We start from the raw sequence: 13,292 nt of genomic DNA, 5'->3' as shown, positions 1-13,292 counted from the left end.
TGACTTCAATGCCGCGATACAGCATCATTTTCTCAATGTCCCGGTAGCTCAACGGAAAGGTGTAATACAGCCAAACGCAGTAGCTAATAATTTCACCAGGGAAGCGATGACGGGAGTACATGGGCAAGCAGTCGTTCTTAAAGTTGAACTAGTACGATTATTCTACGTTCCGGTTAACCTGACAATACGGCCTACTGCTATTCGATGAACCGAATAAATCGAACTTTAACTTGGGGAATATCAGCATATTGAGCAGCTTTCATTTCAATCTCTTGTAGCTGACCCAGAGCTAACCCACAAGGTCTACCATACTTTGCCTGCACTCGATCGCTAGCAATGTTCAAGGCTGTGCGCGATCGCTGCACGAAATCTTCCAGATCATAGTCAGTGTTAGGGACAAAATAGTCTTTCACAATTAGGGATGGAGAGTAGCACGTCTCTTGGCGGCCATCCGACCATTGAATTTGAAAGCGAATTTCAGGCATAGGGCGAAGATTGAAGGAATAAGGTTTAGAGTTCGGACGCAGACAACTGTTGTCTACTGGTTAGCAAGTTTTCATAATACTTCAGATGCAGTTGAGCGGAGGCTTCCCAAGTGTAATGCGGGAGAATTGACTGGCTCTGCTGTACGAGAGTATGTGCTAAGTCGGGTTGAACGATCAATTGCATTGCTTGAGCGATCGAGCTTGGGGAATCAGGAGAAACAAGCAGGGCTTGGTGTTCTGAGAGAAATTCGGTAAATGGGGTTTGGTTAGATGTGATCACGGGTAAACCAGAAGCGATCGCCTCCAGCACGACCAAACCCCATCCTTCTTTAACTGAGGGAAACACAAAGGCATTTGCTAGGCGATACAGTGCGGGTAGATCCGCATCAGCAACGACTCCTGGCAGAACTAATGAGTGTCCTACTTCTATGCCTAATTGATGTGCGATCGCAAAAAAATCATCCCGGTAAGCCTGATAATCAAACAGCGTTGCACCTCCAGCAATGATCAATTGAGCCTGGGGATAGACTTTCTGGACTTGGGCAAACGCCTGTAATAATCGAATTGAGTTTTTGCGGGGTTCAATGCCTCCTACGGTTAAATAAACTGGAGAACCAACGATGTTCCATCGCTGTCTCAGCGTGGATTCTAGACCATTTGGAAGTGCTGAAAATCGAGCTAAATTAATTCCATTGATTACTCGCGGTGCATCAATTTGATAGTTCTTTTGTAGTTCTGTTTGCCAGACTTGGCTGACACACAGGCAAAGACTCGCAGCTCGAATCGATCGATCCTGACACTGCTGAAGATACAGACTCTTGTAATCCTCAATGTGATGGACGGTGCGGACAAAATCAAGAATTTGCTGCTGTTGTACTAGCTTTGCTAGGGCGTTAGCACTGATGCAGTCTTGAGCATGGTAGCAGTCGTAATCTAGCTGAGCAGAACTGAGATAATCGACAAATTCATCAATCCGTTGCTGAATGAGAGCATCCCCTCTACTGAGTGCAGGGTGAGCAGGAACGGGTTGATAAGAGCAGGAAAGAGGGTAATCAAAGCCCTGTCCGTCCTTATCCAGTGCATAAACACAAACGTGATGTCCTAGATAATGTAAGGCATTTGCTAGTTCCAGCGTGTGCATCACACTGCCTCTAGGCTTTGTGGAATAGGTAAATAAAGCAATGCGATAGGAAGAAGTAGGTTTGGGGGACATCGGGTAAGACTTAAGCCAATTTGATATCATGCTGCTTTCTCGCGAAGCCAGTTAAGGGCTGCTGTGAGAGATCCCAAAACTCGATCGATTCCTCCTGCGACTTTAAAATCAATTTCGGGGCATATTGAACCGTGCCCACCACTTCACAGATTAATGCTTGTTGCCGAAAGCAAGCCTGTACAGTCGATACCTGTTCTGGTCGCACACTTAGAAGAAACCCATAGCTAGGAAAACTGATCAACCATCGATCGAGCATCACCTCTGGAGGACAGGGAATTCGATCAAGTTCCAGCACAGCACCACACCCGGAAGTTTCCAACAACATCAGCAGCGTCCCTACAATTCCCCCAGCACTGATATCTTTACCTGCATCACACAAGCCTGCTTCGGCTAAATCGGGAAGAATTGCTAGATTTTGGCGCAGTTGCACGGGATCAGCCGTAGTTGCTGCATTCCAGAATGGATAGTCGGGATGAAGCTTACCACGAAAATCGATCGCAACTAACAATTGATCACCCGGTCGAGCATTAAAACTCGTGATCAAGCGAGTTGCTCGTCCCAGAATTGAAACAGACAAAGCGTTATAAGGACTGTGGCAATTGGTGTGACCGCCGACGATCGGGACATTGTAAGCACTAGCTGCCGCTCTCATACCTTCCCAAAGAGGAACTGTCTCCTGAATAGACTGGCTCCACAGCGCATCGACAATGGCGATCGGTCGTCCCCCCATTGCATAGATATCACTCACATTCACCATTACGGCTGACCAGCCTGCAAACCAAGGATCGGTTTCAACCAGTTGGGGCAACATTCCCTCAGCCGCAAATAGCAAATACCCATCTCTCTCCGGGATTGCAGCACAGTCATCGCCTAACAGAACCTCAGAAGCTGCTCCAATCTGCCCGATGCCGAAGCCTCCCAATGACTGCGAGGCGGTTTGAATGTCCTGCTTTTGCAATATCCCTAATGATTGCTGTAGGGATGTAGCCAGGAACGAGAGCATCAGGAAGCCTCCCTAGTGGGAAAGAACAACACAGGATGCGGATCGCCGCTTGCAGGATAGAAATCTAAGTCCGCTTGCATCAGGCAGTGAGGACGATCGTAAAGAGAAATCTCCTGGAGTGCTTCCCAATGAAGCCGTTGAAAAAAGCGGACATTTTGTAATTGCACCGTCGCCAGAAATTGCCTACATCCCCAAGTATTGGCAGTAGTAACGGCTTTATAGATCAGTCCTTTGCCAATGTGCCAGCCTTTACGGTACTCTGGATGAGTGCCGAGCCTACCGCCATACCAAACTCCCGATTCACCCGGATAAATCCTCACAACCCCAACGACCTGTTGGGTATTAGAAGCGATCGCCACGATCGGGTAAGCGATTTGATCAATGTCATCTCGATCGTCTCCTGGAAAAAGCTGCTGTTCTTCGACAAAAATTAATCGACGCAAGGCATAATAAGCAGCAATTTCTTCAGGCTGAGTAGCAAGCTTAAACTGGTACGTCTGCGTTGACATATCACGATAAAGATTGAGTGAGACAAGCAATGTTTGGGTCAGAAGTAGATTTAAATTTCAGGAGGGCGATTTCTCAAAGCTAGAGAGGGCTGAACAGGCTCCACATTTGGCGCAACCTGCTTTAATTTCGCTTGATGACATTCCTGACTGCCGCAGCAAAGCACCCACCTGCTCGTACAGCGTAAACATCAGCTGACTATCCGGGGTTGGATGGTTCTCTAGCGGAGTGCCCGTGATGGGAACAAAAGGAACCACAAAAGGATAGACTCCGAGTTGAATTAAGCGATCGCACGTCTCTACCAGTGTGGCTAAACTATCGCCCAAACCCACCAGCAGATAGGTACTAACCTGTCCCCAACCGAAGACTTTGACCGCAGCAGCAAAAGCATCAAAGTAATAGCTAACGGGAACCGTTGCCTTACCGGGCATAATTTTTGCTCTCACTTCTGGATCTGCGGCTTCTAAGTGCATCCCTAAACTGTCAACTCCGGCAGCGTGGAGACGATCGAACCAGATAAAATCATCCGGCGGTTCGCACTGTGCCTGGATCGGGAGATCGACTTGCGCTTTGATGGCTTTAGCACAGTCTGCGAGATAGGCTGCTCCACGATCGCTGCTATTTGGTGTTCCCGTCGTCATTACCATGTGCTTCACCCCATCCAAGCGCACCGCAGCTTCCGCAACTTCCGCAAGTTGGGCTGGAGTTTTGCGCGCAATTGTTCTACCTGCTGCTAAAGATTGCCCAATGGCGCAAAACTGGCAGGAGGTTGCAGTATCTCCGTAGCGCATACAAGTTTGCAGCACCGTAGTCGCGAGTACGTCGTGACTGTGGAGTAGCGCGATTTTCCAATACGGAATTCCATCGACGGTTGTGAGTTGGTAGAACTGCGGCTGTTGGGGAAAAGTGATCGGAATAAACTCTTGATCTTGAGAGTAAAGCAGGGTGCGATCGGTTGCAGGATCGAGGATTGCTTGATAGGGCGATCGGGCTGCCGCTTCGGTGTAGATTGGCACCATAATCGTTGTCCCATCTACGGTAATTGCTTTGTGATCAGAGGGACCTGCTCCGCCCTTGCGTCCCATTGCCCCGACGGTCGGTTCAACCCATTTCAATCCGTGGGTTTGCAACTCAGTGATTAATTGTTGTTTGTCCATCGAGGTTTCGCTGTAGGAGTCAGAGGTAAGTTAAGAGAGATTTGGAACTTCCTTTAGACCGGGAACTTGAAATTTTGAGTCGATGAGGGGTGCGGCTGAGTTTGTCTCTGCTAGAGGATGAAACTCGCCCGCGATCGTCGGGTCGCTCGTGGTTCTAGAGGTTGTACTCGTCGTAACGCTGTAAGCATCTAAATTCACCCGCAACTGCAACAAATCAGGGCGACTATAGTGACCGATCGCATCCATCATGCGCTTGCGCTTGGTGATCAGCGAAAAGTCCAGGTCGGCGATCGCCATACCTTCCCCTTTGGTGATCGGTGTGCAGAGGTGATTACCTTCAGGACTAATGATTGCCGTGTTGCATCCCCCACTCAACACTCGTTGCAGTTGCTCATTTGAAGTAATCTGCCCGACTTGTTCCGGAGAAAGCCAAGCGGTGGCATTGACGACAAAACAGCCTGCTTCTAGGGCGTGATGGCGAATGGTGACTTCAATTTGGTCGGTAAAAATCTGACCCACCATTGAACCTGGAAACTGGGCACAGTGGATTTGCTCGTGCTGTGCCATCAGCGCAAATCTGGCTAGTGGGTTGTAATGTTCCCAACAAGCGAGAGATCCCACCTTGCCGATCGCGGTATCGACCACTTTTAAGCCTGACCCATCTCCCTGTCCCCAAACCATGCGCTCATGGTAAGTCGGGGTAATTTTGCGCCGCTTCAGCAGCAATGTGCCATCGGCATCAAAGATCAGTTGAGTGTTATAGAGCGAACCCTGATCTCGCTCATTTACGCCTAGAACGACAACGATACCGTACGATCGAGCCGCCTGACTCACGGCATCTGTCACGGGACTGGGGACAACCACAGCTTCCTCATAAAGCTGCATATGGTCTTTGCCCATCAGCACCGGAGGCTGCACAAAGGAGAAATAGGGATAGTAAGGAACAAAGGTTTCTGGAAAAACAACCAGTTGAGCACCAGCTTTCGCTGCGGTCGCGATCGCCTGCAACACCTTCTCCGTTGTCCCGTCCCGACTGAATAGAACGGGACTGATTTGAACAGCGGCGGCTCGAATCGTGCGGGAATCGTTCATTTTAAAGCGTCCAGGTATCTAAGATAAATGCGCCATCCTTGCGGTGCATCAGAATCAGATCCAACACATCCAATGGATTGATGGGACGAATCCCAGGAATCAGCGATGGCTCACCGTGACCGTAGAGGGCTTGCAAGGCAAAGCGACAAGCGTAGACTTTCCCGCCTTCTGACATGAATTTGCTCAATTGATCATTGAAATTTTGATGTCCCGGAAAGGCAGAATCACCCAGTTTAGGAAAGCCACGCTGGACTCCCAAGGTCACACCCGGTCCATAGAGCAGCACCGAGGTTTCAAATCCTTTACGGAGTAGACGAGTGGCTTGCAGAAGGTTGACAAACCCGATCGACCCTTCAAAGGCAACCGTGTGAAACGTGACTAATGCTTTCTCTCCCGGTTCTGCTTTGACATCAGGAAATACTTTCTCTTCGTAATCAACTAAAAAGTCACCGACTTGATGGGCGGCAGCAGTTACTTCCGGCATGACTGGCTCCTTAGATTTGTCACAAACTTGAACTGTGAGGAGATTAAAGGCTGAATTACGCCAAGATTGTATTTCTAGATACGAAACGTTCAGATCTAGCAATAAGGGTAGGGGCGGTTAAAAGCTGTCGTATAGAAATTGCAGAATCCGGGAAATACCTATCGATTTCGATAGGTCATACCGCAACAGCACCAACTCAAAGCGCTCTTTATTTGTGCGGGGTGCATCTGCGATCGCCATTTGAGCGCTAATTTTGAGGCAGTCAATTAAGAACCCAGTAAAAACTCGTTGACAATGCTCCAATCGTTAGAATGACTAGACTTCTGCCGGGATGTGATGTAATCCGCTAGATAATGAGCATCGCGGGCAATGCCTGAAAAGCGGGCAGAACCCCAAGTATAGAGCCAGGGAAGCCCCAGAAAATACAGTCCTTTAACGGGGGTAATGCCGCGATCGTGCCCTGGATAGCCTTTGCCATCAAACACAGGCACTTCAACCCAGCGAAAATCCATTTCATAGCCTGTACACCAAACTACGGCTCCGATTCCTGCCTGCTCATAATCCAGCGTCAGGATGTCTGCCTCAGGTTGCCAAACGGGAGCATACAGCGGATCTAGGGAAGCTTCGATTTGATGCTTTTCGATAAAGGCATCAATGCTTTTTTTGATATTTTCTGCGACTGCATCGGCTTGATCGAGATTGTGTTTGAGATCGTCCTGAAATTCAAGCGTACTGTTGTTAATTTGCTTCAATCTGCCATGAAGACGCATTCCTTCTAAAGCAAACTGGCGGAGATCAATCTCTCGTCCACCATCGCGTCCGGTGACGTAATGATTGGTGTTGCGTCTAGCTTTTTCTTTCTGAGGATGGTCATCGATCGACAGATCGTAATAGCCCATTTGATCCAGCCATTCCACCACATCTTTGCCGCGATACCGTCGGGGCGATCGTGGCGCACCTCCCACACAAAGATGCACAGTCTTGCCTGCTCGGTGCAAATCTTCTGCAATCTGACAACCCGACTGTCCTGTACCAACCACAAGAATGGCGGTGTCGGGTAAGGATTGGGGATTCTTATACTCGGAAGCGTGGATCTGGACGATCGATTCTGGCAACCGTTCAGCCAGTCTCGGGATTTTCGGCGTATGGTAACAGCCGGAAGCAATGACAACCTGATCGGCGGTGTAGTTGCCGATCGTAGTTGTCAATTCAAACGAATCTTGATCAACGCTCTGACAGAGTCGTGTAACTTCAGCCTTTTCTTGGACAGGCGGATCAAAGGATGCAGCGTAGCTTTCAATGTATTGGACAATTTTATCCTTTGCCATGAAACCATGCGGGTCGGAACCCGGATAAGGATACCCCGGTAGTTGACATTGCCAGTTGGGTGTGACTAAACAAAAGGAGTCCCAGCGTTTTGCTCTCCAGGAGTGCCCAATCTGATATTTCTCAAAAACAATGTGGTCAACGCCACGTTCCTTCAGAAAGTAACTGATGGATAGACCCGCTTGCCCTCCACCGACGATCGCAACCGAGTAATGATTTTTCATTCGCGCTTTACCATAAACAACTTGATTCAATTGTTGTCAGCGTAAGCGCAGGTGAAATTGATCTTTTGTGTTTCTCAATACGAAAAGCTGCGATCTAACGGTATAGATAACCGCAAGGCTTACAAGCTTACGATCGCATTAAGCAGAAAGCACCTAACTATCGATTTAGATAGTTTAGAAGCTTCAAAGCCAGCCATTCCGCGTCACCTGATGCAACGCTTGATAGCGAGTTTTTGCCTTCAGTTTTGCAAGGCTGCTGTTGATGTGAAATTTAACGGTGCTTTCACTAATCAGCAAATGGCTGGCAATCTCTCGATCGCGCAATCCCTGTGACAGCAGCAGCAGAATCCCTAGCTCTCGTTCTGAGAGGGAAGGCTGCCCTTCGGGTTCTACTCCCATGCCCCAGGTCTGCCCCTGCATCACGGCAGCAACAGCCTCTCGTAATTGCTCCGGACGAGTGGAGAGGGTAATCCTCGCTTTGATTCCTTTGGGAAGAGTCTGACTGCCGTGCTGTATCCACAATACTCGTCTCCCAGATTGCACTTGCGTTGCATCATCAGTGAGTAACGGAGCCTGCTCATCTGTGGCATCAGACAGCCTGAGTCCTGCAAGCACAGCGAGATGTGTGAATGCCATTTGCAGGACAGACGCTTCACAGCGAATGTGTAAAGGCTGCCCTGGCGATGTCGGTAAATGGGGAAGTTTGAGCATAACCTGGATCGATCGTTGATTCACATCCGGTTGCGTTTGCAGCACTCCTCCCAGAGCAGAAATAGAGAACATCAAGTCACTGAAACAAGTTTCAATCCGGTTTATAGGATACGGGGTGGGCAGATCTGAAGCGGGAAGAATCGTTTCTAAAGTAACGGCTTCTGCCTCGTAGATGAGCCGACAGTAGGCACACTTGATTTGGTTCAATCTTTCGGCAGCCCGTAACAAGACATAGATCAGCGAGAGGCTTAGGGGTTGCTCGGTTCCCACGAGCGTTAATCGAGCCATCGGCAGAATACTAGCGATTTGATCGGATAACGAAAGCTGGCTGAGAACGGGATGATGGGTTAGAGCTTGCCAGCTTTGCTTTTCTTGTTGATGCTGTAAAGTCGTTTTTAGAGCGATCGACACAGCAGTACAGAGCGTCTGCAAAACCTCCAGAAACTCCGGTTCTAGAGGGCGATGGCTGAAGGTCGCCAAAACGCCAAGGACTTTGCCCTGAATTGCTAATGGATACCCTGCAAACCCATGAATATGATTTGCGATCGCCCAGTCTCGATTGCCAACCCAAGCCTCATCAGCTAAATTGTTGCTCAAGAAGGCAACGCCATTTTGAGCGATTTTACCGACCTTATATGTGCCCACTGGAACCTTGGCAAAAGAGCCGCTGATGTGGCGATACATTCCTGACGATGCAACCAGTCTCAACACAGCTTGATCCGGCTCTAGAAGCCAAATCCGCGCGAAAGCGCAGTCAAATTTTTCGACTAACCCGTCCGTCACCCGACTGGCAATGACTTCTGGATCAAGACAACCCGCGATCGTTTGGGCGATCTCGTTGCCTCGTTGTAAATCAAACAGAAGTCGTGGGGCATTAAACTGCTCGGCGATCGAATTAATCACAGATTTTTAGAACCCATCAAGTCTTCTCCATTAACCCTTAGATCGAACTCCTACCTTGTATTTCAGGTTACGGTCTCGCAGGTTGTGTCGCAAAAATGGTAGGGTGTGGAAGCTCAATTTCCTCTAGTGGGTCATTTGGCATGAATATCGCCATTTACAGCAGCCGGCAAATCGTTGATGATCTGCATACAAGCTCCTGACCCACCTAAGCAATGCTGCTGTCGTCTTAATCTTGCCCGTTGTCTTCGTGCTGCTCGCTTGCCACCCCCCTCAAACGGTGTCGGATGCTGGTTCCAGACTTGAGCGGCGCTTTCTAATCGTTTAATTGCTCGAAATCCCATGCCATTGGTGTACATCCGCAAACATTCGCGTTTGACTTCATCACTGTATCCTTGGGGCGGTTCGTAGCAGTCAATGAACTGTCGTCCACAGTTCACGCAAATGTGATTTTGCTTGCCTTTGCGTTTTTCGTTCTTACAAATATGAGTAGACTGGCATTCTGGGCACTGCATCGAGAATTCCCTCAATTCATCTCTCCATTATGCAACGCCAAATGCTGAAGCATTCAGTTCGATTGCTGATTCACTATCTCAAATTTTGGGATGTTCCTGTTCCAAGATGATTCATCTTCTCATTCAGCAATGCCGATTTTCTTTAGCCTCCCGAGATTACCGGGAAAATCTAAAAGAGCGTGCAATTCAACATCTTATGTAGAAGATGCTGGAACGGTTACTTGCACTGGAAGTGTCATGACTACTTCTGTCCCCTGACCAAGTGTTGAGTTAGCTTCCAAGGTTCCCGCGTGCTTGTCAACCACGATCGACCAAGCGATCGCCATTCCTAACCCGGTTCCTTTCCCGACTGCCTTCGTGGTGAACAAGTGGTCAAACATCTTCTGTTTGACTTCATTAGACATCCCTACACCATTGTCCTGAATCCGAATCACAACCTGCTGACCATCTTCAGTCAACGCTGTATGAATTGTAATCTGATTGGGATTGGCTTTGATGTCTGCAAAGTTACGTCCTTGATTGGAGTCTTCGATCGCATCGATCGCATTACTCAGCAGATTCATAAACACCTGATTCAGTTGTCCAGCAAAGCACTGAACCAGAGGCAACTGACCATATTCTTTGAATACTTCAATTTCAGGGCGAGTTTCGTTGGCTTTAAGGCGATGTTTAAGAATCAGAATGGTGCTGTCTAAACCATCGTGAATGTTAAAGGCAATGGGGCGATCGCTGTCAGCACGAGAGAAGGTTCTGAGGCTGGTACTGATATCTCGAACCCGCTTCACGCCCTCCTGCATAGAACTAATGGTTGCGGGTAAGTCTTTACGGATGTAGTCCAGGTTGATCGCTTCAATCTTATTCTGAATGTCTCCATCTGGATTAGGATACTTTTGTTGATAGAGATCGATCAGTCCAAAAAGATCCTGAATATAGGCTAAAGCAGGTTTAATATTGCCATTTAGGAAGCCGACGGGGTTATTGATTTCGTGAGCCACCCCTGCCACGAGATTCCCTAAAGCAGACATCTTTTCACTTTGCACGATTTGCAGTTGGGCTTGTTGCAGGTCGGTCAGTGCCCTTTGGGCTTGCTGGTAAAGCCGAGCGTTTTCCAAGGAGATAGCGGCTTGGGCACAAAGGAGATTGAGCAGTTCAACGCGATCGCCCGTGAACACCCCAACCGTTAGGTGGTTTTCCAGGTATAAAATCCCGATTAATCTGCTTTGGTTGAGAATCGGAGTACACAAGACGCTCTGGGGAAACTGTTCCAGAAAATAAGGGTCTCCCGCAAAGGTGGGATGGGTAACAGCCCGATCGATGACCAGGGATTGCAAGGTGTGCTTAACCCGATTGATGACAGAAGTTGGAATTGCCTGACTGGTGACAAGGGGAAGAGATTGTAGGATGATGGGAGGCTGCCCGATTTGAGCGATCGCCTCGATCACCCACTGATCGTTTTTAGGTAGTAGTAATACACTTCTGTCAGCTCCGGCATTTTCCATCACAACCTGGAGTAGGGCAGAAAGAAGCTTTTCTAACTCAATTTCACTAGAGAGAGCTTGAGAGGCTTTGAGGATACTGCCCAAGTCAAGTGCTGCTGAGAGACTGGTGCTGTCAGAGGTAGAGGTGCTAACGCTGTGTAATACAATCGTTTCAGTCGAAGTCAAGCTTTGCTGCCGTTGTTGCAGAATCAGGGTTAGTAATTTGGGGTATTGCTGTTCTAAATCATCAACTTTTGCTTTAGCACCCCAGCGGCTATAGGCATAGTAAGCATCGATCATGTAGGATTGGGCAACTTTTTCCTTACCCCATGCCAAATAGAACTTCGCGGCAAGTTCGTTTGCCAATGCTTCTTCGTTCACGTATTCGTTTTCATTCGCAAGGCTGATAGCTCGATCGTAGTGGGCGATCGCTTCTGCGTGGTTGCCTAACACCCGATGACGCTCGGCTTCAACCAGATGGTATTTGTGCAGGTGATTCATCGGCGCATATTGTGCCCATTTCTGCATCACCTGTTGATGGGCTGCGACCTTCTCTAAATATTGTTCCTGCTCCGCTAATTGAGCATCAGGATACAACGCCAGGAGCGCAAGGGAGTGATACAGGTTGTGAGTTGCCGAAGCCAGGGTTCCTGTGCCACCGCCCGCGTAGTCTATTGCAGTGATTGCGTGCTGTAAGGACTGAGGATAGTCTCCGAAATGGTAAGCCAGCATTGTTTTGGCAACATAAGCGGTAAACAGGGACATACCGTTGTTTGTTGCCTTGAGATGCGCCAGCATTTCGGTTTCATCAAAGCTCTCGCCAATTAACCGCATTGGATCTGGAGACAATCCCTGAAAATTCGAAATTAACTGATGCCAAACCTTATCGTGATAAATGGTAAATTCCTGTTTGAATTTCACCATTAGATCAATGTGTAATCGCTGCTTTTGTTCAACCGTTTCCAGGTGTTGACCAATGCTAAACGCTTTGTCGCAATATAAAAATGTGTTGTAGCCTGCGAATTCAATATCACCTGTTTCTAGCCCGCTCTGGATTCCTTCTAGCAAGGGAAGCAAGCAGTGTTTGGCATGTTCTTTCCAATGTCGAGTAAAGCCATTGAACAGGCAGTAAACGTTGCTCTTAAATTCATTCGCTCTGAATTTTTCCAAGAGTTTTAAGGCAAGTTGTCCAGAGTGATAGCCTGCATCAATATCGCCCATGCCGCAGAGAATTAAGCCATAGTGACCATAGGCGATCGCCGCCACCCCAGAGTTGCCATGCTCAAGGCATAGATTGACCATCGTCAGAATCACCTGAGCATAGGTCGTAAACGAGGTGACAAATGCCGCAGGATTGATCACCATCAACAACCGCAAGGCTGCCAATTTGTGAGGATCGCTCATCGTCGGCATCTGATCCAAATCTGCTAGGCTCGGCAACTTCGTCCATCCGTCTGGGCTTTCAGGCAGTTGGTAGAGAGAAACGCCCAACTGTTTAACCACATCCAAACCCAGTTCAACTCCCTTCACCATCTGGTTTTGGGCGTTGTAAAATTGCACTTTCAGCTCATACACTCGTGTCTTATCAAGTAGCGTTTGAGCATGTTCTAAAACAACGTCAGACAGTGCTTGTGCTTCTGGAAAGTTAGTATTGAGATACTCTAATTCAACCGTCTGCACATACAAATCCAGCGTTAGTGGATACTGTACAGCCCAACTATCCTGAGCGAGTAGCTTGATGCCCTGGCGCAAATATTTGAGTGCAGGTTCATAGGCAGTCGATGCCTTTGCCTTGCGTCCGGCTGTCAAATTTAACTGAGCAAGCTGCTCTTGTTCGGCTCGATCGTCAATCAGATCAACGGCAAGGTTGAAGTGATTCACAATATCAAAAATCTTTTCTTCCACTCCTGCTGCATCGAGCGAATTTAGCAACAATTGCCCAACCTTCAAATGAGTCTGTTGCTTTTGCGATTCAGGAATCAGAGAATAAGCGGCTTGTTGCACGCGATCGTGCAGAAATCTGTAAAGAGGGTTAGCAACAGATTCATTTACGGATGCAGTCAATGAAAACTGTTCGCTAGCAGGGTATCATCAACTTAACCGCTTATGTTCAAAATTAAGTACAATAATGCCTGAACATTCGGCGTTGCTCAATATTACGCAGCAACTTTCAAGCAAGCAATTTCTCGCCAATCTT

General features: G+C 48.2%; 10 protein-coding genes and 2 pseudogenes. All 12 read right to left on the bottom strand.

The annotated features are described in order from the left end of the window. A pseudogene (locus NC980_RS25555) lies at positions 1-121 on the bottom strand (IS6 family transposase); the annotation flags it as partial. Positions 122-197: 76 nt separating this feature from the next. Next, positions 198-485 (bottom strand): MSMEG_0570 family nitrogen starvation response protein, encoded by a 288-nt coding sequence (locus NC980_RS25550; protein WP_190377172.1) that lies wholly within the window; start codon positions 483-485, stop codon positions 198-200. 25 nt (positions 486-510) lie between these two features. Next, positions 511-1,728, bottom strand: a complete 1,218-nt coding sequence (locus NC980_RS25545; RefSeq protein ID WP_348254083.1) for an MSMEG_0565 family glycosyltransferase — start codon at positions 1,726-1,728, stop codon at positions 511-513. Next, positions 1,709-2,701, bottom strand: coding sequence for a sll0787 family AIR synthase-like protein (locus NC980_RS25540; protein WP_190377170.1), 993 nt, complete (start codon positions 2,699-2,701; stop codon positions 1,709-1,711). The genes NC980_RS25545 and NC980_RS25540 overlap by 20 nt, the downstream gene beginning before the upstream one ends. Beyond that, positions 2,701-3,210 (bottom strand): MSMEG_0567/Sll0786 family nitrogen starvation N-acetyltransferase, encoded by a 510-nt coding sequence (locus tag NC980_RS25535; RefSeq protein ID WP_190377169.1) that lies wholly within the window; start codon positions 3,208-3,210, stop codon positions 2,701-2,703. Before NC980_RS25535 ends, NC980_RS25540 begins: the two co-directional genes overlap by 1 nt. A gap of 57 nt (positions 3,211-3,267) precedes the next feature. Then, positions 3,268-4,365: an MSMEG_0568 family radical SAM protein gene (locus NC980_RS25530; RefSeq protein WP_190377168.1), complete on the bottom strand. Its 1,098-nt coding sequence runs from the start codon at positions 4,363-4,365 to the stop codon at positions 3,268-3,270. Between the two features lie 30 nt (positions 4,366-4,395). After that, positions 4,396-5,457, bottom strand: a complete 1,062-nt coding sequence (locus NC980_RS25525; protein ID WP_190377167.1) for a Nit6803 family nitrilase — start codon at positions 5,455-5,457, stop codon at positions 4,396-4,398. Between the two features lies 1 nt (position 5,458). Continuing rightward, a complete protein-coding gene (locus NC980_RS25520; protein WP_190377166.1) occupies positions 5,459-5,941 on the bottom strand; it encodes an MSMEG_0572/Sll0783 family nitrogen starvation response protein in 483 nt (160 codons plus the stop codon). 266 nt (positions 5,942-6,207) lie between these two features. Further along, positions 6,208-7,491 carry an MSMEG_0569 family flavin-dependent oxidoreductase gene (locus NC980_RS25515; RefSeq protein WP_190377165.1) on the bottom strand — a complete coding sequence of 428 codons (1,284 nt, stop codon included), beginning with the start codon at positions 7,489-7,491 and terminating at the stop codon, positions 6,208-6,210. 183 nt (positions 7,492-7,674) lie between these two features. Further along, positions 7,675-9,105, bottom strand: coding sequence for a GAF domain-containing protein (locus tag NC980_RS25510; protein WP_347272614.1), 1,431 nt, complete (start codon positions 9,103-9,105; stop codon positions 7,675-7,677). A gap of 311 nt (positions 9,106-9,416) precedes the next feature. Further along, positions 9,417-9,617 (bottom strand): annotated as a pseudogene (locus NC980_RS25505) (IS1 family transposase); the annotation flags it as partial. Between the two features lie 194 nt (positions 9,618-9,811). Further along, a complete protein-coding gene (locus tag NC980_RS25500) occupies positions 9,812-13,159 on the bottom strand; it encodes an ATP-binding protein (RefSeq protein ID WP_190377164.1) in 3,348 nt (1,115 codons plus the stop codon). Positions 13,160-13,292 lie beyond the last annotated feature (133 nt).

Source organism: Leptolyngbya sp. AS-A5 (assembly GCF_039962495.1).
Taxonomy (GTDB): Bacteria; Cyanobacteriota; Cyanobacteriia; order Leptolyngbyales; family Leptolyngbyaceae; genus Leptolyngbya.
The sequence above is the reverse complement of the archived record's forward strand: the minus strand, read 5'-3'. Positions and strand labels throughout refer to the sequence as shown.

What these genes read in the sequence shown, in the direction of transcription:
- NC980_RS25550 (WP_190377172.1), bottom strand. Translation starts at nt 485, where the DNA reads ATGCCTGAAATTCGCTTTCAAATTCAATGGTCGGATGGCCGCCAAGAG.
- NC980_RS25545 (WP_348254083.1), bottom strand. Translation starts at nt 1,728, where the DNA reads ATGATATCAAATTGGCTTAAGTCTTACCCGATGTCCCCCAAACCTACT.
- NC980_RS25540 (WP_190377170.1), bottom strand. Translation starts at nt 2,701, where the DNA reads ATGCTCTCGTTCCTGGCTACATCCCTACAGCAATCATTAGGGATATTG.
- NC980_RS25535 (WP_190377169.1), bottom strand. Translation starts at nt 3,210, where the DNA reads ATGTCAACGCAGACGTACCAGTTTAAGCTTGCTACTCAGCCTGAAGAA.
- NC980_RS25530 (WP_190377168.1), bottom strand. Translation starts at nt 4,365, where the DNA reads ATGGACAAACAACAATTAATCACTGAGTTGCAAACCCACGGATTGAAA.
- NC980_RS25525 (WP_190377167.1), bottom strand. Translation starts at nt 5,457, where the DNA reads ATGAACGATTCCCGCACGATTCGAGCCGCCGCTGTTCAAATCAGTCCC.
- NC980_RS25520 (WP_190377166.1), bottom strand. Translation starts at nt 5,941, where the DNA reads ATGCCGGAAGTAACTGCTGCCGCCCATCAAGTCGGTGACTTTTTAGTT.
- NC980_RS25515 (WP_190377165.1), bottom strand. Translation starts at nt 7,491, where the DNA reads ATGAAAAATCATTACTCGGTTGCGATCGTCGGTGGAGGGCAAGCGGGT.